The sequence below is a fragment of the Arthrobacter sp. zg-Y1219 genome, assembly GCF_030125545.1.
Taxonomy (GTDB): Bacteria; Actinomycetota; Actinomycetes; order Actinomycetales; family Micrococcaceae; genus Arthrobacter_B.
This window is the reverse complement of sequence record NZ_JASKLY010000001.1, coordinates 25,294-44,061: the sequence shown is the minus strand read 5'-3', so window position 1 is coordinate 44,061 and position 18,768 is coordinate 25,294. Positions and strand designations below refer to the sequence as shown.

Sequence of the window (18,768 nt, the reverse complement as noted above, 5' to 3'; positions counted from 1 at the left end):
CGGTTAGGAGACGGCAAGAATGTCGTCGACGTCGTTGCTGCCCAAATTCCGGCCGCCGCGGTACCGGGCGCCAAAGTGTTCCTGCGGCAGACGGGCACGGCCGGGGCCGAAGATCCGCTCCCGCAGGGTCTCCCCCGCCGTATAGCCTTCCCGCAGCCGGCCGCGGCGCCGCAGTTCAGGCACCACCAGCTCACCGAAGTCCCGTGCCGTGCCGAAGGAGTGGTACTGGCGCAGGTTGATGCCGTCGATGCCGTCCCCGTCGAGCCAGCGTTCAATTTCGTCCGCCACCACGCCGGGGGTGCCGGCCACAAAGTACCTGCCTTCCCGTGAGCTGCTCACGTTCTTCAGCAGCTCACCGGCGGTGGCTCCCGGTGCCAGGGTGCGGGCCAGCGGAGTGTCCTGCTTGCCCTCCCGCCGCAGAATCTCGGCGACCGGGGTCTCGGGCGGATACGCGGCCGGATCGATCGCATAACCGCCGTGGGCCAGGATGCCGTCCACACTGGAATGGGCCCGGTAGGCCTGCAGCTTCTTCGCCACCTCGCGATCTGTCCGGCCCACCACCACTCCGGCCTGCACGATGTACCGGATCGACCCGGATCCCCTGCCGTGCCCGGCGGCAGCAGTGTCCATGGCGGCGGCGTTGGCCCGGAACCCAGCGGCCGTGCGGCCTCCGGTAAAGACCACCTCGGCATGCTTGCCGGCGAAGGAAATGCCGGCCGGCGAGCCGGTGGCCTGGAACAGCACCGGCGTGCGCTGCAGCGACGGCGCGGTCAGGTGCGGTCCGGCCACTGAAAAGTTCTCACCGCGGTGGTTGATGTAGCGGACCCGGTCCGGATCGGAATAGACCCGAGTACTGCGGTCAGCCAGCACCGCGCCGTCGTCCCATGACCCCTCCCAGAGCTTGTAGAGCACGTCCAGGTACTCGTCGGCGATCTCGTACCGCCGGTCATGCGGAATCTCCTCGGCCAGACCGAAGTTGCGGGCAGCATTGGGCAGATAGGAGGTGACGATGTTCCAGCCCACCCGTCCGCGGGTGAGATGGTCCAGCGTGCTCATCCGCCGGGCGAAGGCGAAGGGCGGCTCGTAGCTGGTGGAAAAGGTGGCGCCGAACCCCACATGGCGGGTGACGGCGGCCATGGCCGGAATCAGCGTCAGCGGATCCAGGTTCGGGATCTGCAGCCCCTCGCGCAGCGCCGTCGCCGGGCCGCCGCGGAACACATCGTAGGCGCCGACGACGTCGGCCAGGAAGATCGCGTCGAATCCCGCCTCCTCGCTCACCTGCGCCACCTCGGTCCAGTAATCGATGTCCGCCGTGCGGTGCCGGTTGTTGTCCTCGAGCACCCACAGGCCGTGCGTGATGTGGCTGACGCAGGCCATCTCGAACAGGTTGACGGTCAGTTTTTTCGGTTCACGCACGGGAAGCCTCCTCGACGGTTCCAGCATTGACGGTTGCAGCGTTCAGTTCCGGTTCCAGCAGTTCCCGGCCCCGGGAGATGTAGAGCGGGTCGGCAGCCCGGTCCCCGGCCACCCGGGCGGACAGGCCGTCCAGCGCCGCTACCGCGGCCGGTGACAGGTCCAGTGCGGCGGCGGACAGGTTCTCGAGGATCCTTCCGGCCCGGCGGGTGCCCGGAATGGGAACTGCGGCCAGGCCGAGGCGCCGCCCGGAATGGTGGACCCAGGCCAGGACCAGCTGCGCCGCGGTAATGCCTTCAGCGGCCGCCGTCCGGTTGATGACCTCCAGCAGCGGCACGTTCCGTGAGAGTTCGAGCGGACCGAAGCGGGGAAAGCGCCGCCGCAGATCGCCGTCGGGGAGGTCGCCGGCACTGCCCACGGCGCCGGTGAGGAACCCGCGGCCCAGCGGCGAATACGCCACGAAGCCGACGCCGAGTCCGGCGGCGGCCGGAAGCAGCCTGTCCTCCACGTCCCGGCTGAACACGGACCATTCGCTTTGCACCGCCGCGATGGGATGCACCGCAGCGGCCCGCACCAGCTCTCCGGCGGTGACCTCGGACAGTCCGATGTGCCGGATCTTGCCCTCGCGGACCAGCTCGGCGAGGGCTCCGGTGGTTTCCTCGATGGGCACGCGCGGATCCACCCGGTGGTAGTAGTAGAGGTCGACGGCGTCGGTTCCCAGCCGCCGCAGGCTCGCTTCCAGCGAGGTGCGGACGTAGGCAGGGTCGCCCTGCGCCTTCGGCCCGCCGGGCCCGGGATCGGAGAGGATCCCGAATTTCGTGGCGATCTGCACCTCATCGCGGCGGGTCTTCAGGATGCCGGCGAACAGCTCTTCGTTGCCGCCGCTTCCGTAGATGTCCGCGGTGTCGAGCAACGTGATGCCCGCGTCGATGGCAGTGTTGATGGTCAGCAGGGACTCCCGTTTGTCCGCCGCCCCGTACACGCTGCTGAAGACCATGCCGCCGAGACCCTGTTCGGAGGTGACCAGCCCGTCGCCGAGCGTGATCCGCCGCGCCGTCATCGGGTCTTCCCCGCAGTGCTGCCGGCGGCTGCAGCCGTGACCGGTCCCGCAGGACCGGGGACCGCAGCACCGGGGTCAGCGGGTAGACGCCGCCAGGCGGGGAGCCGGTCGTTGAGGTGGTAGTCGCCCAGTTGCCGGGCCCGCTCGGCTGCCGGGTTGTGGGAGGCGATGGTGCGGGCATTGCGCCAGTGCCGGTCCAGGCCCCGCCGGGTGCTTACCGCCGAGGCTCCCCCGACCTCGAACAGTTCGCTGACCGCTCCCAGCACCAGCGGCAGGAGTGTCTGCTGGGTCTTGAAGACGCCGAGCTGGGCGCTGAGAAACGCGTCAACAGCTTCCTCGCCGCGCCACCGGGCGGCCAGGGCGGCATCAAGCTCCGCCGCGTTGGCCAGCACTGCCGCGCGGGCCGTGTGGGCGACGGCGGACAGGCGGCCAACGCTGGCCTGCACCAGTTCGCTTTCCCGCGGCAGATGCTCTCCGGCCTGCGCAAAGATCCGCCGGCGCGGCCGGACAAAGTCGACGGTGTCGGCCAGGACCGCTTCCGCGATGCCGGCCACGGTGGCCAGCAGACACAGCTGGTAGATGCCGGTGATGTATTGGAACCGCTGGCCGTGGGGGCTGAAGACCTCAATGTCGGCGGGTGCCACCGGAACGTTGGTGAATGTGGTGGTGCCGCTGCCGGTGAGCTGCTGGCCGAAACCGTCCCAATCGTCCACCACCGCCACGCCCGGGTCCCGGGCGTCGACGGTGGCACCCACGTAGTCCTCGCCGTCGAGGGCTGAGACATGGATCCAATCCGCGTAGATGCTGCCGGTCGTGTAGAACTTGCGTCCGTTGAGCAGGGCGCCGTCAGGGGTGCGGGTCAGCGCGGTGGCGATGTCGGTGGTCTCCCGCTGTTCGGACTGTGCGTTGCCGACCAGTCCCCCGCCCTTCAGCCGGGCCGCCCACCGTGCCTGGGCGGCGCCGTCGCCGTTGAACAACAGCGTTTCAATGAAGGCAATGTGGCCGCGGAAGAGGTGCGCGATGTTCGAGTCGGCAGCGGCCAGGTCGATCACGTTGCCGAAGAGCTCGGTGAGCGGAATCCGTCTGTCAGCCGTCAGGCGGCGGGACCCGAAGCCGATGCGCTGCAGCTCCTCAACGGTGCCGAACGGCAGCGAATGGTCGCGCTCGCGGGCAACTGCTTCAGCCCGCGCCCGAGCCCGAATGTCTGCGAAGGCCGAGGTGAAGGCCGGGACGTTTGGGCAGGAAGCGGCGGCTGCGCCGGCACTGGGAATGATCAGAGTCATGCGGAGGTCCTTTCAGCGAGGGTACTGTCGGCAGACGGGATCGGTCCGGCGGAGGGAACACGTGCTGTGTCCCGCCCGGGAATCGAATTGATGAGGCGGCGCGTGTAGCTGTTGGTGCTGTTGGCAAAGATGTGGTCCACGGTTCCGGCGTCCACCAGCTGACCGCGCCGGAGCACCGAAACTTCGTCGGCGATCTGCCGCACCAGGCTAAGGTCATGCGAAATGAACAGGTAGGTCAGCCCGGCCTCTTCCCGCAGATGGAACAGCAGGTCGATGATGCGGGCCTGCACGGTGACGTCCAGGGCCGAGGTGGGCTCATCCAGGACCAGGATGTCCGGGGTGAGGATCAGCGCTCGGGCAATGGCGACGCGCTGGCGCTGGCCGCCGGAGATTTCGCGCGGCCTGCGCTCCAACAGCGAGAGCGGCAGCCCCACCCGGTCCAGCACCTGCGCCACCCGACCGGCCCGGGCGGCGCCGGTGACGGCGCCGCCCGCTCCGCGATGCAGGCGCAGTGGTTCTTCGATGCTCTGCCGGATGCTGAACTTGGGGTCCAGCGCCGCCAGCGGGTTCTGATAGACCAGCTGCAGCTGCCGGGCCGCGGGGTTCACCGGCCCTGGTTCCGGCTCCAGTTGCCGTCCGCCCACCGACACGGATCCGCCGCTGAAGCTCTCCAGCCCCGCCAGGACGCGGGCCACGGTGGTCTTGCCCGATCCGGATTCCCCGACCAGGGCGTGCGTGGAACCGGTGCGGACCGTGAAACTGACGCCGTCCACGGCGGCCGGCACGCCGTCGTCGTGCCCGTACCGCTTGACCAAACCGGAAACGACGACGGCGGTGTCCCGCTGCCGGGCCGCGGCGGCAGCAAGCCGGGTGCGGTACTTCTGCGGGCTGAGCGCAGGGGCGTCGGCGAACAGGGCCTGGGTATAGGAATCCGACGGAGCCGCCAGAATCTGTTCCGCGGGACCGGACTCCACGATCCGACCGTGGTTGAGCACGGCCAGTGCGTCGCTGCGGTCCCCGGCCAGCGCCAGATCGTGAGTGATGAAGAGGATGGCCAGGCCCAAACCGGCCTGCAGCTCGCCGAGCAGGTCCAGGATTCTCTTCTGCACGGTGACGTCCAAGGCGGAGGTGGGCTCATCGGCGATCAGCAGTTGCGGCCGTCCGGCGATCGCGATGGCGATGAGCACGCGCTGCAGCTGCCCGCCGGAGAGCTCGTGCGGATAGGAACGGATCCGCTGTTCCGGCTCCCGGATCCCGACCTTGCCGAGCAGGGCGATGGCTGCGGCAGTAGTGCCGCCGGCGGCGGTGCCGGTGTGCAGCCGCAGCGCCTGCCCCAGCTGGGCGCCGATGGTCTGCAGCGGGTCCAGGGAGCTGAGCGGATCCTGCGGAATGTAGCCCACTCCGGTGCCGCGCAGCCGCCGCCAGTCCCGCCGGCGGAAAGCGGTGACGTCCTCTCCGCCCACCCGCACGCTGCCGGCGGTAATCCTGCCGTTGGCGGGCAGCAACCCGCTGGCGGCCAGCGCGAGGGTGCTTTTCCCGGATCCCGACTGGCCCACCAGGGACAGGGTTTGGCCGCGCTCCAGGCGCAGGTCCGCGCCGTGGACGACGTCGGCGGCGAGAGGACCGTTCCCGTAGGCGACGCTCAGGCCGCGGACTTCCAGCGCCGGAGCTGTGGCCGTTCGGGTTGCGACCGGGTTTGCGGTGATCTGGTCTGCGGTGCTCATTCGGATACCTCCCGTGTGTCGCGGAACAGGGCGCTGACGCGGCTGATGGAGAGCACGGTCAGGACGATGACGAGGCCGGGCAGGAGTGTCAGCCACGGCGAGGACACGATGTATTCGCGGCCTTCGGACACCAGCAGCCCCCATTCCGGATGCGGCGGCGGGGTTCCGTAGCCCAGGAAGCTGAGCGCGGCGATCCACAGGATGGCCGAGCCGAACTGCAGGGCCGTCATGGAGAGCACCGCGGTGTAGGAGTTGGGCAGCACATGCCGGAACAGGACGGTCGCGGGCCGGGCACCGATATGCTGTGCGGCCTCCACGAAGGTCAGGTTCCGCACGGTCAGCACTTCGGAGCGCATCAGGCGCGTGAAGGTGGCCACGGAGGCAATGCCGACGGCGATCGCGGCGTTGAGGGTCCCGAAGCCCAGGGCCACCACCACCATCATGGAGAGCAGCAGCCCGGGAATGGAGAGCAATACGTCCACGATCCGGCTGACCACCGCGTCGACCCAGGACCCGAAGTACGCCGCCACCAGCCCCAGCACCGAGCCGGCACCCAGTCCGATGGCTACGGCGACCAGGGACGCGCCGATGGTTTGGCCTGCGCCGTGGATGACCCGGGCCAGCAGGTCCCGCCCGAGATAGTCGGTGCCGAAGGGGTGGGCCGCCGTGGGTGCCAGCAGGGTGCTTCCCGGGGAGGCTTCGAGCGGATCGAACCGGGTGAGCAGTCCCGGCGCTGCTATAGCGGCCAGCAGCAGGAACAGGAAGCCCAGAGCCAGCCAGTCGGCCGGCGCCGCCGTGCGGGCTTTGGCGGTGAGCGGGGACGCGGCAGTTTTGGAAAGTGTTGTTGTGGTCATCGGGCCAGGGCCTCCGGTGCAGTCGACGGTCGAGGGGTGGACGGACTGTTGGTAACCGGTCGGATGGCGGATCGGCGGTTGTTCCGTTGCCGGGCCATCCGCGGATCAATGGCGGGATACAGGAGGTCGGTCAGCAGGTTGATGGTGGTGAAGACAACGGCCACCAGCATGACCACCGCCTGAACCACCGGCCCGTCCTGGGCACGGACCGCCTGTTCGGTCACGAATCCCAGCCCGGAACGGTTGAAGACGGCCTCGGCGATGACCGACCCGGCCAGCAGTTCCCCGACCGTCAGCCCGAACAGGGTCAGTGCCGGGATCGAGGCGTTGCGCAGCACGTGGCCGGTGAAGATCCGGCCCTCGGGCACGCCCTTGGCGCGCAGGACCGTGATGAACGGTTCGTTGTAGGCCTTGCGCAGGCCGCGGATGAGCACCTGGGTGATCGGTGCGCTGACGCCGAAGGCCAGCGTGACGGCCGGCAGGAGCAGCGATTTGGCGCCCTCGTCGCGGATGGAGGAGAACCAGCCGAGCTGGTACGCGAAAACCTGCAGCAGCAGCAGGCCGGCCAGGAAGCTGGGGGTGGACAGGGAGAGCACCGGGAAGGCACCGGCCAGCCGGCGGACCGTTTTCCACGGCGCCAGCACGGCGGCGGCCGCAATCACCAGGGACAGGGCCAGGGCCAGAACCAGGGCGACGGCGGCCAGCGCCACGGTTTCTCCCAGTCCCTGGCTGATCAGGTCGGCGACCGGGCGGCCGGTGGCCAGCGAGAATCCCAGGTCGCCCTGAAACAGGCGGGTCACCGAGATCCAGAACTGTTCCAGGGCGTTCCGGTCCAGGTTGTAGTAAGCGGTAATGGCTGCCGCCTGCTCTTCCGGGATGGGGTTCAGCGGGTTGTTGATGCGGCTGCCGATGGGGTCGCCGGGCAGGGCAAACAGAATGAAGTAGACGAACACGTAGGTCAGGGCGATGACCAGGAGGGACTGCCCGATGCGCGCGGCGATGACGGCGGTGACACCGGTGCCGGACGGGTTGCTCACTTGGTTTCCGTCCAGGTTTCGTAGAAGGACGGGCGTGCCTCGGCACCGAAGGTCAGTCCGTGGAGGGTGGGCTGCAGGGCGAAGATCTGGGAGTCGTCCAGGATGGGCAGTGCGTAGGCGGACTCGACGATGTGGTCCTGGATCCGGCCGAGGATTTCGGTGCGGGCCGTGGTGTCGGCAGCCGTCAGCTGCTCGGCGAGCAGGGCGTCCAGGACCGGGTCGGGCTGCTGGAGGTTGAAGGCATTCAGGTGGTCGCTGGAGTAGTTCACGGTGAGCCGGATCGGGTCAGCTTCCGGCCATCCGTTGCGCCGTGCGCCCACCGTGGGGTCCGCCAGCACCGTGGAGTAGTTGGCGTAGTCCGTCTCCTTGATTTCCAGGTTTACGCCCAGTTGTTTGAGCTGCCACTGGATCAGCTGGAAAAGGGGCTTGGACGTGCTGTCGAAAACGTCCACGTAGGTCAGGATGTGCAGCTGCTCGCCGTCGCGGGTACGGAACCCGTCGGCGTCCCTGCCGGTCCACCCGGCGTCGTCGAGCAGCTGGCCGGACTTTTCCGGATCAAAGGCCAGCTTCTCCGATTCGTCCTTGTACCCGAGGGATCCCGGGGTGAGGATGCTGGTGGCAGCGTTCCAGTTCTCCGTGTAGAGATCGGAGATGATCTGCTCCCGGTTGATGCCGTGCTGCAGTGCCTGCCGCACCCGGATGTCATCCAGGAACGGCGCGGACTGCCGCAGGTCCCAGACGTTGGCGTTGCCAACCCCCCGGGCGCTGATCACTTCCAAACCGGCCGCGGTCAGGGTCTGCTCTTCACTGGGTTGAACGTAGCGGATCAGGTCGGCCTCGCCGGCGCGCAGCGAGCCCAGCCGGACACTGTCCTCGGTGACCGGAATGATGGTGATCCGATCCAGGTAGGCCTCGCCCTGGTTTTCCAGGCCGGGCGGCGCCCACGCATATCCTTCCCGGCGGGTGAGGACGATTTCCTCTCCGTACTTTTCGGATTCCACGGTGAACGGGCCGCTGCCGATGATGCCGGTGAGCTGTGACTGCGCCTCGATCGGTGCGTTGATGGTTTCATCGGCGACCAGGCTGGTGCGCCAGAAGGAGAGCACATTCAGGAAGGGGGCGTGCGGGGTGGTGAGCTGCACCGTTACGGTCCGGGCGGCGTCGTCGGCCGTTACCGCCGAGACCTTCGGGAACCAGTTGTTCGCGGGGATGCCCTTGGCGCTGTCGCCGTTGGCCTGCCACTCCAGGTTCCGTTGAACCGCTGAAGCGTCCAGCACCTGGCCGTTGCTGAAGCTGGCGCCCTCCCGGATAAGGAAGGTGTAGGTCAGGCCGTCGTCGCTGACCGTCCACTCCTCCGCGATCCACGGCTTCAGTTCCAGTGTTTCGGGGTCGCGGTAGATCAACCGATCGGTGATGTTCTGGATGTAGGCGCTGTCCTGCCAGGTGCCGCTGCTCTGGAGCTGCGTGTTGGAGGACAGTTCGGCATCCAGGTACACCAGCTCGCCGCCGTGCCGATCAGTGGAATCGGAGGCGCTGCCCGGCTGCGTGCTGCAGCCGGAAGCGAGGACGGCGGTGATAAGGGACAGGATCAGCAGAGACGCGGCGGGAGCGGACACCGGACGCTTCCCGGTGAGTTTCCTGGACAGGTTCATGGTGCTGCTTTCTCTCGGAAGGGCTGGAGCAGATGCAGTGACAGGGGGCGCGGGCAAGCGCCGGCCGGGCAGGAGGATGCCCGGCCGGGAGCAGGACGTCAGCCGGGCAGGAGGATGCCCGGCGGGGAGGCCGAGGCCTGGCGCGGGAAAGGGTCTAGCCGGTGGGGCGGGGACATCGATTCATCGGTGCTGCCTCTGCGATCATGGCGCCGCGGGGTGCCGCCGGAGCAGCACGGACGCCGTACTTGCCGGGCCGGGCGTCTGCCCGCCGGCCGAATCATCACCTGGAGCACCCCGCTACGACGAGAGGGTTGCTGCCCAGCCGGCCAGGGCCGATGGCTGGAACTCTTGATTGCTGACTACATGCTAGAGGACGCCGGCTACCGGCGGGCAGATGACGTTATCCGGGGTAAGCGACGGTCACAGGTCGCTAATTCGGTCATATTTCGGTCCAAACCGTCACACTCCACCGAACGCGTCATCCGTCGTCAACCGGCGCTCGCGGGCGTGCTCGGAAGGGCGGGCATGCCCGGTTAGGCGGCCGTCAGGCTGGCTGGCTGAAGGCGTCGGTCCGCTCCGGCGGCCCGGCGATCAGTATCCGGTCCAGGATGGTCAGCACCATGCCGGCGCCGGCGAATTCCCAAGGGCCGGACGCGCTCCGGCGGGCAATAATCGAGACGCCGTACATCTCCTGAACCCGCCCGGGATCGAGGGGAACGCCGACGACGGCGCCGTGCGGCACCGTTTCGGCGACGGCGAAGTCTTCGCCCACCCTGATGTACTCCAGCAGGCTGGCGCGGACCAGATGAGCGACCCGCCGGCCCATGTCCTGCTCCGGGTAAACCACGTGGTGGACGCCGATCTGGTCCAGGATCAGTCCGTGCTGCTCGCTGGCGGCCGCGGCCCACACTTGGGCCACCCCGGAGCGGACCAACTGCGAGGCGGTGAGCACGCTGGCCGCGATGTCGCTGGTGATGCCCAGCACCACACGGTTGAATTCGGACACCGACAGCTGATCGAGCACTTCAGTGTCAGTGCAGTCCGCCGTCACGACCAAAGTGAGGCGGCCGTCGAGCCGCTGGACCACCTCTCCATTGCTGTCCACGCCCAAAACCTCGGTGCCCTCGGCCATCAGCTCCAGGGCGACGGACTCCCCGAAGCGGCCCAGCCCGAGCACGGCGACTGCGTCTGCGTCGGCGCGGGCGTGTCCCGGATCCCGCGCACCAAGAAAGCTGAACCTAGCCAATGATGGGCCTTTCGATCGGAAGTTCGTAGTGCAGCGGCCGGTCGCGCAGTGCCAGCGCCGAGGCAAAGAGGAGTGGGCCGAGCCGGCCGGCGAACATCAGGACGATCAGGATCAGCTGGCCCGCCGCCGGAAGGTGCGCGGTGATGCCGGTGGACAGGCCAACCGTGGCGAACGCCGAAACTGCTTCAAACAGGACCGATTCCAGGGGAAACCCGGTCAGGACCAGCAGTATGCCGGTGGCGGTGCCCACGAAAAGGACCGAGAGCACCAGCACGGCGATGGCCTGGCGGTAGACCGCCGGGGAGAGCGATTTGCCGAGGACGTTCACCTGCCGCCGGCCCCTGACCTCCGCGGCGAGAATGAAGAACAGCACGGCAGCAGTCGTGATCTTGACCCCGCCGCCCGTGCCGGCGGGTCCGGCGCCGATGAACATCAGCGCGTCCATGACCAGCAGGGTGGCGCCGTCCAAGGCGGCGATGTCCACGCTGTAGAACCCCGAGGTGCGTGTCTGCACGGACTGGAAGAACCCGGTCAGGAGCTTGGAGGGCCAGTCCAGCGGACCCAGCGTGCGCGGGTTGTCCCACTCCAGCGCCGTGATGAAGACAGTTCCGGCAAGCAGGAGCACGGCGCTGCCGGCCAGCACCAGCCGGGTGTTCATTGACCAGCGCCGCGGGATGCGCAGGTCCCGGCGCAGCTGGACCAGTACCGGAAATCCGAGGCCGCCGAGGATGACCGCCGCGCAGATGGGCAGGCTCACCGCCGGATCGGTGGCGTACTGCACCAGGCTGTCGGAGAACAGGGCAAAGCCGGCATTGTTGAAGGCCGACACCGCATGGAAGGCCCCCAGCCACAGGGCCTCCCCCGGACTTCGGCCGTAAGACAGCCAAAAACGGGCCGCCAGCATCAGACCCACGATCCCTTCCACCAGGAGGGTAATCTTCGCGACGCCCGCAATGACCGACGGCACATGGGACAGGTCCGGCTTGTTGCCTTCGAGGGCGAAGGTGACCTTGCTGCGCAGGGACAGCCGGTGCATGACGGTGAGCGCCACAACCGATGCGAAGCTCATCACCCCGAATCCGCCGAGCTGGATCAGCGCCAGCATCACGGCCTGCCCGAAGCCCGTCCAGTAGACCGGAGTGTCCACCACCCCCAGGCCGGTGACGCAGAGCGAGGACGTGGAGGTGAAAAAGGCCACCATGATCGGGGCTCCGCCGGATTCGGTGCTGGCAGCCGGCAGGGTGAGCAGACCCGTTCCCGCCAGGTCGGCGGCCAGGAACCCCAGGAACACGGAGCGCGCCGGCCGGAGGGGTTTCCTGCGGCGCGGCAGCAGGCGTGCACGGTTTCCCACGTCCCGACGGTACGCCGGGCCGCTGCAGCGCCGCCAGCAGGCCCCGCGGTTTAGGCGACGCGGAGGTCGATCTCCCCCGGCGCGGCTCCGTCGGCTCCGAACACGAGGTGCCGGTTGGCGATCTTGTCGGTAAAGAACCGGTCGTGGCTGACCACCACCACGGCACCGGGGAAGTGCAGCAGTGCCCGCTCCATGACCTGGGTGCTGGAGAGGTCCAGGTGGTTGGTGGGCTCATCGAGCAGCAGCACCGACGCCCCGGAGAGCAGGCACTGCGCCATCGCCACGCGGGCCTTCTGCCCGCCGGACAGGTTGCCGATCTTCTGCTTCAGGTCCGCCTCGGAGAACTGGAACATGGTCAGGAACCGGTTGACCGATTTCTTCGTGGCGGTCAGGGCCAGGCTGTCCGGCATGGCGTTCACCGCGTGGGTGACGGTGTCGGCGTCGTCGAGCTCGGCAAGCACCTGGTTGTAGGAAACCATCCGGGCGCCGTTCGCCCAGGCGACCTTGCCGGCGTCGGCCTTTTCCTCGCCCGTGAGGACGCGCAGCAGGGTGGTCTTGCCGCTGCCGTTCGAGCCCAGGACCACGAGCCGGTCGCCGCGGCGAATCTCGAAGCTCAGCCCGGAAAACAGGGTCTTGTCGCCGTAGGACTTTTCCAGGGACTCCACCCGGCACAGGTTGTCCTTCACATGCAGGCCGCCGTAGATCTCGGTGATGATCTGGTCCACCGGGCGAGGCGCGCGGGCCTTCTTGATCTTGGCGAGCTTGCCGTCCAGCGCGCCGCTGCCGGCTTTGGCGGCCTCGCGCCGGTCCGAAATACCTTCGGCTTCGAAGGCGAGCAGCTCTGACTCATGCACAAACTGGGACGCCAGTGCCTTGAGCCGGAACTGCTTCTGGATCACGTACTCACCGAAGTTGCCGGGGTATTCGTGCAGGTGGTAGTTCTCCACCTCAATGATGCGGGTCACCACCGCGTCCAGGAACTTCCGGTCGTGGGAGACGACGACGGCGGCCCCGCGGAAGTCGCGGAACCAGCTTTCCAGCCACTCAACGCCGGCCACGTCCAGGTAGTTGGTGGGCTCATCAAGCAGCAGCACGTCCGGGGCCTCGAGCAGGATCTTGGCCAGGGCCGCACGGTTGCGCCAGCCGCCGGAGAGGGCGTCGATGGGGCAGACACGGTGCGCCTCACTGAAGCCGAGAGTGGTCAGCGCGGCGTCGATCCGGCGCGGGTAGTCCCAGCCGTCCAGCCGGTCCATGGTCTCGAACAGCTCGGCCTGCCGGTTGATCAGCTTGTCCAGCACCTTGGGTTCCGGGTCCGCGGCGATCGTCTCATCGATGGCTGCCAGTTCCGCCTGCGTGGCTTTGATCTCGACGAACAGTGCGTCGAGCACCTCAGTGATGGTCGACTCGCCGTTCAGCTCGGAGAACTGGGAGAAGTAGCCGATCTTCAGGCCCTGGTCCAGGGTGACCGTGCCGGAATCCGGAACAATCTGCTCGAGGATCAGCTTCAGCAGCGTGGACTTGCCCGAACCGTTCTTGCCGATCAGTCCCACCCGGTCCTTTGGTTCCAGACGGAAGAAGGCCTCACGCAGGATCTGCGTCTTGTCGAAGCCAACATTAACGTCCTGCAGCCGGATCAGGCTCATACGGGGTGTCCTCTCGGGGATGGAAGCTGGCGCACGGTACCGGGCGGTCAAAGGACCGTCCGGTGTTTGTTCTCCCGTTGACCAAGCCACTCATCTTATCCGCTGCGCCATGCCGGCCGGTCCGGGCGAAATCGCCTCCGGCCTGCCCTGTTCCCGGCACGGCCGCCGCTGCATACTGGAAAGCCGCACGAACAGTTCACCGTTACGCTCACAAACGAGGTGCAGATATGACGGAAGTGACGACGCTGGCGTCCGGGCTCGGCATGGGGGAATCGGCCCGGTGGCATGGAAACGAACTGTGGTTCGCCGACTGGACCGCCGGCACCATCTCAGCTCTCGACGGCGACGGCCATGTCCGGCGGGTGACTGCCGTTCCGTCGTTTCCCATCAGCTTTGACTGGCTGCCGGACGGACGCATGGCAGTGGTCTCCGGCAGCGATGCAACGGTCCTGCTGGAGGTGCACAACGCGGGACTCGTGCCGCTGGCGGATCTGCGCGGCATCTCCGAATATCCGTGGAATGAAATAGCCGTGCACCCCTCGGGAAACATTTACGTCAACGGCATTGGCTATGACTACACCGGCGAGGCGCAGGACAACGGGATCATCGCCGTCATCCGGCCGGACGGCTCGGTGGAACAGGTTGCCGGCGGACTGGCGTTCCCCAACGGCATGCTGGTGTCGGAAGACGGCGGCACGCTTGTGGTGGCCGAATCCAACGCGGGGCGCCTTGCGTCCTTCCGGATCGGGGAGGACGGCTCGCTCGTCCCGGACGGAGTGTGGGCCGGAGTGCAGGGCAGCGCACCGGACGGGATCTGCTGGGACGGCACCGGCGGAATCTGGTTTGCCGAGGTGCCCGGGGAACGCTGCGTCCGGGTCCGGCAGGGCGGTGCGGTGCTGCAGACGGTCCAGCTGGAGCAGGGCTGCTTCTCGTGCGCCGCCGGCGGCACCGACGGCGGTCTCCTGTTCATGCTGACGGCACAGTGGCCCGAGGTTCTGGATCCCGCGGCCGAACACACCGGCCGGGTCATGGGACTGCGCGTGAAATAGGGTGAGCGCCGCGGTTTCGGGCAGCCTTCAACGGCCGATGGCCGCTGTACTCTGGTTGCTGATCGCTTAGTTTGCGACGGCGCGTTTCCCGGGCCCGAATGGAGCATGGCTATGACCGACACCGCCCAGCGCTTGCTGGATTCCGCAACAGATGCGTTTGCGGCCAAAGGCTTCCACGGCACGACGACGAGGGACATCGCCTCCGGTGCCGGGGTGACCTCCGGGGCGGTCTACGTCCATCACAAGTCCAAGGAAGACCTGCTCTACTGCATCTCCAAAGTCGGCCACGAACGGACGCTCGAACTGGTGCGTTCCAGCACGAACTCCGACCAGGGACCGGCGGAACAGATGAGTGGCCTGGTCCGGAGCCTGGTGGAGTGGCAGGCCGCCAACCACACCAAGTCCCGGGTGGTGAATTTCGAACTGCCGGCGCTCAGCGAGGAGCATTTGGCTGACGTTCTGCGGATGCGCCACCAGGTGGAGGACGAATTTCGCCGGATTGTCGATGACGGCCTCGCTCAGGGCGTCTTCAACGTGCCCGATGCCAACATGGCGGTGGTCACGCTGCTCTCCCTGTGCATCGACGTCGCACGCTGGTACCGCAGCAGCGGCCGGCTCAGCGCGGCGGAAATCGGCGAGCACCACAGCGCCATGGCCCTGCGCCTGCTGGGCGCGGCCGGTACCCCGAGCGGCGACTAACCGTGGACTCCAGCGGCTGAGGCCGTTGCAGCTGGCGGGCCTGCGCCGGTCAGACTCCCCGGTCTGTGAATGTTTTTGGGTGCTCCTGAGGCGTGGTTCGGAACGTCGGTGATTCGCCCTGACACTTTTTGACCGGTATATCCGGAAAACTTTATATGAATGGATAGCATTGGATACATAGAATCCCGTCAGGGTTGCTTCTCGTCAGATGGCGGAGGCGAGGCGGAAGCAGTCGTATTCAAGGATCGGCTGCAGCAAGACAAGGCAGGATCAAAGCGGAGCCGGCGGAATGTGGCTGAGCTAGCGGCCGCTGAACCTTATGCCCCTCTGGCCAGCCCCGCACTGGTTTCCCGCTCCCCCGGACATCGCTCCCAGAACGTCCGCTCCCCCACCGTCAGTGCCGAGGCGCCTCGGGCGAGGGAAGAACCTCCAGCTCTCCACGCGCACACCCAGATCGGCGAAGAGCGCTTGAGCACTGTGGATAACGCCATCTTCGGCAGCATAGGAGGTATCCGGACGCTATCCCAGCTGCGGCGGGCGCTCCAGAATGCTCGCATTCACCGGATTGCGCAGCACGGCGCTGAGGAAGCGCCGCTCATCGCCATGCCCGCAGTCAGGCTCCGGCAGAGGAAATCCGCAGTCCAAGGTTGTCCAGCCCGGAGCGGATCATCGCGCCGTAGCCGTCGTCGGAGAGATGGCTGGACCGCACCATTCCGGCCCGCTGATGCTTGCGGGCCAACCCGCCCTGGCCGCGCCGCAGGTAGCCATCACCGAGGTTCAGGTGCAGCGACGGCAGCATGCCCTGCACCGACGGAATTCCCACGGGTTTGAGGTCCCCGTTGTCCAGGAAGCCGTGTTCGTGCAGTGCCGTTTCGTCCCAGCCGACCTCGGCGTCCAACTCGTCCTGGACATCCGCGAGGTAATGCGCCAGGACGCACCGCTGGGCATGGTCCTCCTCAGAGGTACCCTCCCAGCACAACCCCAGCAGGCGCCGCCCTTCAGGTTTATCTCCCGACAGAGCCGCTGCCACAGCCGCCAGCACGTCATCCCAATCTGCCAAACCCGTCCCCCTGTTTCCGCTTCCCCTGGCGCCCGGCATGCCTCTCCGGGCGCCAGGCTAGGCGAACGCGGAGAAGCCGGTAATGTGCCGCCCGAGGATCAGCGACTGCATCGAATCAGTGCCCTCGTAGGTGAAGACTACCTCCATGTCGGTCAGGTGCCGGGCAACATGGTTCTCCAGCAGCAGGCCGTTGCCGCCCATGATGTCGCGGGCCTCTGAACAGATCCAGCGACCCTGCCGGGCGGCGAACATCTTCGCCATCGACGCCATGGGACTGGTCATGAGGCCCTGGTCCGCGAGTTCGTTGAGGCGGAAGCAGGTCAGCTTGATGGCGGTAAGCTGGGCCAGCATGTTGGCCAGCTTGTTCTGCACCAGCTGGAACCTGCCGATCTCCTTTCCGAACTGCACCCGGGTCTTCGCGTAAGCGACGGCAATCTCGTAGGCCGCAACGGCATGCCCCAGGGCCTCCCACGCCACTCCCCCGCGGGTTGCGGCCAGGACCTTGTTGACGTCTTTGAAGGAGTTGCAGTTCTCCAGCCGGTTCTCGGCCGGAATCCTGAGGTCCTCAATGACGATGTTCGGCTGCAGGACGGCGCGCTTGCCGATCTTGCCGGTGATGACCTCGGCGTTGTAGCCGGCCGGATGATTGCCGTCGTCGTCCTTTTCCATCACGAATGCCTTCACCGCGTCGTCGGCTTCATCGCGGGCGAAAATAACGACGACGTCGGCAAAGCTCGCGTTGCCGATCCACCGCTTGCCCCCGTTCAGGACATAGGTGTCCCCCTCGCGGCGGGCGGACGTTTCGAGCGAGACCGAATCGGACCCGTGCTCCGGCTCGGTCAGGGCGAAGGCGCCGATTTTCTCGAACCGGGCCATGGCCGGCAGCCAGCGCTGTTTCTGCTCCTCGCTGCCCAGCATGTCGATGCTGCCCATCGCCAGGCCGGAGTGCACTCCAAAAAAGGTGTTGATCGAACCGTCGCCGCGGGCCAGTTCCGCCGCCGCCACGGAGGCCGCCATCCGGCTCAGTCCCGGGCAGCCGTACCCCTTGATGGTTCCGCCGGCAATGTTCAGGGCCGCAAGCTTGGGAACCAGCTCAAACGGAACTTCCGCCCGTTCCCAGTACCCGTTGATGACCGGCAGCAGGTCGGTATCCACAAACGCCCGAACCCTGGCCTGCACGTCCTTTGTTTCGTCGTCGAGCAGGTTGTCCAGCAGGTACAGGTCGCTGTCGACGTCCTGCACTGCCGTCGGATCAAAACCGGAACGGATGGTCTCTGCGGTCATGACGGGCTCCCTGCGTAGGTAACTGATCGCTTAGTGACCCGAGTATGGGCGCGCCCACGTGCGTCCGTCAAGGGTGTCCGAAGACTTCAAACTGCCACTGCAGCGCCGCCCGTCAGGGTGCGGCATCCGTTAGCGTGCGGCGGGCGCTCCGTGGAAAAGTCGGTTCGTGGCTATTTCAGCGCCACGCCCCAGCGACTCCAGCTTGGCAACTGCGATGTCCGGATGCAGGCGGCCGCCAAGCCCGCAGTCGGTGCCCGCGATGACGTTTTCCCGGCCCACCAGGGAGGCGAAACGCTCAATCCGCTGGGCCACCAGTTCGGGATGCTCCACCACGTTGGTCGCATGGGAGACCACGCCCGGAACCAGGACCTTGCCGTCGGGAAGCTGCCGATCCTGCCAGATGGTCCATTCGTGCTCGTGGCGCACGTTGCCGGTCTCGAAGGAATAGGAGCCGGCGTTGATGCCCAGCACCAGATCCACGATGTGCTCGAACCCAATGTCGGTGGTGTGCGGACCGTGCCAGGAACCCCAGCAGACATGGAAGCGCACCTGCTCTTCCGGCAACCCCCGCAGGGCATGGTTCAGTGCATCCACCCGGATCCGGGTAAACCGCTGGTAGTCCTCGACGCTGGGCTCGGGATTGATCTGGTCCCAGTTTTCGGCGACGGATGGGTCATCGATCTGCACAATCAGCCCCGCGTCCACGATGGCTTTGTATTCCTCGCGGAGGACGTCGGCCCAGGCATAAATGAATTCCTCTTCGCTCCGGTAGTACTCATTGCCGATTCGGCTGGCCGAACCCGGCGACAACGAGGTGATAAAACCGGTGGGAAGATCCGCGGCCGCGAGGCCGGCCTTGAGGTTTGCTATGTCGCTGTTGAGGGCGTCGCGGCCGATGTAGCTGATGGGACCGGTGGCTGTGGGAAAGGCCGTGGCGTTCCGGCCGAGCTGAATCCCGCTTTCCGGATCCGAATAGGCAGCGGCAAATTGGGTCCAGTCCCGCCGGTCGGCAAAAGAGGTCAGCCGAATGTCGCCGGGTCCACTTCGAATGGGCTCTGCAGTGATGGGATTGAAATCGGTGAGTTCCAGACCTGAAGTCCGTTGGAAACTGTATGTCCACCAGGCCCCGTAGTCGACGGCATTGGACATCGCTTTGCCGTATTCGCCGTCGCCCGGGATGGTAATGCCGAGGTTCTTCTGGCGCTGAACCAGGTCGACGACGGCGGTGGTCAACAGTGCGTCAAACTCCGGGGTGCGTTCGAGCGTGAAACCGTCTTCGGCGAAGGTGCGGGCCGCATTGGCGGTTATCAGTTCCGCGGTGCGGGGCAGCGAACCGGCGTGGCTGGTGGAAATGCGGTCAAGCGTCATGGGAATTCCTTCCATCGGTCCTGCCATTAGCACCGTTCCGGAGGG

The 18,768-nt window shown here is 66.9% G+C and carries 15 protein-coding genes and 1 riboswitch; of the genes, 2 read left to right on the top strand and 13 right to left on the bottom strand.

The window, feature by feature from the left end:
• Positions 1-3: 3 nt before the first annotated feature.
• The 10 genes from QNO00_RS00175 to QNO00_RS00130 all read right to left on the bottom strand — a co-directional run bounded on the left by QNO00_RS00175 (position 4) and on the right by QNO00_RS00130 (position 13,263).
• Positions 4-1,416, bottom strand: a complete 1,413-nt coding sequence (locus QNO00_RS00175; protein WP_284023200.1) for an NtaA/DmoA family FMN-dependent monooxygenase — start codon at positions 1,414-1,416, stop codon at positions 4-6.
• Positions 1,409-2,473 carry an aldo/keto reductase gene (locus QNO00_RS00170; protein WP_284023199.1) on the bottom strand — a complete coding sequence of 355 codons (1,065 nt, stop codon included), beginning with the start codon at positions 2,471-2,473 and terminating at the stop codon, positions 1,409-1,411. The genes QNO00_RS00175 and QNO00_RS00170 overlap by 8 nt, the downstream gene beginning before the upstream one ends.
• Positions 2,470-3,756, bottom strand: a complete 1,287-nt coding sequence (locus QNO00_RS00165; protein WP_284023198.1) for an acyl-CoA dehydrogenase family protein — start codon at positions 3,754-3,756, stop codon at positions 2,470-2,472. The genes QNO00_RS00170 and QNO00_RS00165 overlap by 4 nt, the downstream gene beginning before the upstream one ends.
• Positions 3,753-5,480 carry a dipeptide ABC transporter ATP-binding protein gene (locus QNO00_RS00160; RefSeq protein ID WP_284023197.1) on the bottom strand — a complete coding sequence of 576 codons (1,728 nt, stop codon included), beginning with the start codon at positions 5,478-5,480 and terminating at the stop codon, positions 3,753-3,755. The genes QNO00_RS00165 and QNO00_RS00160 overlap by 4 nt, the downstream gene beginning before the upstream one ends.
• Positions 5,477-6,334: an ABC transporter permease gene (locus tag QNO00_RS00155; protein WP_284023196.1), complete on the bottom strand. Its 858-nt coding sequence runs from the start codon at positions 6,332-6,334 to the stop codon at positions 5,477-5,479. The genes QNO00_RS00160 and QNO00_RS00155 overlap by 4 nt, the downstream gene beginning before the upstream one ends.
• Positions 6,331-7,371, bottom strand: a complete 1,041-nt coding sequence (locus tag QNO00_RS00150; RefSeq protein ID WP_284023195.1) for an ABC transporter permease — start codon at positions 7,369-7,371, stop codon at positions 6,331-6,333. Before QNO00_RS00150 ends, QNO00_RS00155 begins: the two co-directional genes overlap by 4 nt.
• A complete protein-coding gene (locus QNO00_RS00145; RefSeq protein ID WP_284023194.1) occupies positions 7,368-9,023 on the bottom strand; it encodes an ABC transporter substrate-binding protein in 1,656 nt (551 codons plus the stop codon). Before QNO00_RS00145 ends, QNO00_RS00150 begins: the two co-directional genes overlap by 4 nt.
• A 236-nt stretch (positions 9,024-9,259) precedes the next feature.
• A riboswitch (SAM riboswitch) is annotated at positions 9,260-9,377 on the bottom strand.
• 190 nt (positions 9,378-9,567) lie between these two features.
• Complete coding sequence (locus tag QNO00_RS00140; protein WP_229965989.1) at positions 9,568-10,269, bottom strand: potassium channel family protein; 702 nt, start codon at positions 10,267-10,269, stop codon at positions 9,568-9,570.
• Positions 10,262-11,620 carry a TrkH family potassium uptake protein gene (locus QNO00_RS00135; RefSeq protein WP_284023193.1) on the bottom strand — a complete coding sequence of 453 codons (1,359 nt, stop codon included), beginning with the start codon at positions 11,618-11,620 and terminating at the stop codon, positions 10,262-10,264. Before QNO00_RS00135 ends, QNO00_RS00140 begins: the two co-directional genes overlap by 8 nt.
• A gap of 50 nt (positions 11,621-11,670) precedes the next feature.
• Positions 11,671-13,263, bottom strand: coding sequence for an ABC-F family ATP-binding cassette domain-containing protein (locus QNO00_RS00130; protein WP_229965991.1), 1,593 nt, complete (start codon positions 13,261-13,263; stop codon positions 11,671-11,673).
• Positions 13,264-13,490: 227 nt separating this feature from the next.
• Between QNO00_RS00130 and QNO00_RS00125 the strand changes: the two genes are divergently transcribed.
• Together QNO00_RS00125 and QNO00_RS00120 are read left to right on the top strand one after the other, a co-directional pair.
• Entirely contained in the window at positions 13,491-14,312 is an 822-nt protein-coding gene (locus QNO00_RS00125; protein WP_284023192.1) for an SMP-30/gluconolactonase/LRE family protein, read from the top strand.
• Between the two features lie 111 nt (positions 14,313-14,423).
• On the top strand, positions 14,424-15,011 hold the full coding sequence (locus QNO00_RS00120) for a TetR-type transcription factor C-terminal domain-containing protein (protein ID WP_229965993.1): 588 nt from the start codon (positions 14,424-14,426) through the stop codon (positions 15,009-15,011).
• A 613-nt stretch (positions 15,012-15,624) separates the two neighbouring features.
• On the opposite strand, the gene QNO00_RS00115 is transcribed toward QNO00_RS00120, so the two are convergent.
• From QNO00_RS00115 to QNO00_RS00105, 3 genes are all read right to left on the bottom strand, one after another.
• Positions 15,625-16,071: a hypothetical protein gene (locus tag QNO00_RS00115; RefSeq protein WP_284023191.1), complete on the bottom strand. Its 447-nt coding sequence runs from the start codon at positions 16,069-16,071 to the stop codon at positions 15,625-15,627.
• A gap of 57 nt (positions 16,072-16,128) precedes the next feature.
• Positions 16,129-17,355: an acyl-CoA dehydrogenase family protein gene (locus tag QNO00_RS00110; protein ID WP_284023190.1), complete on the bottom strand. Its 1,227-nt coding sequence runs from the start codon at positions 17,353-17,355 to the stop codon at positions 16,129-16,131.
• 129 nt (positions 17,356-17,484) lie between these two features.
• Complete coding sequence (locus QNO00_RS00105) at positions 17,485-18,723, bottom strand: cobalamin-independent methionine synthase II family protein (RefSeq protein ID WP_502862879.1); 1,239 nt, start codon at positions 18,721-18,723, stop codon at positions 17,485-17,487.
• Positions 18,724-18,768: the final 45 nt, after the last annotated feature.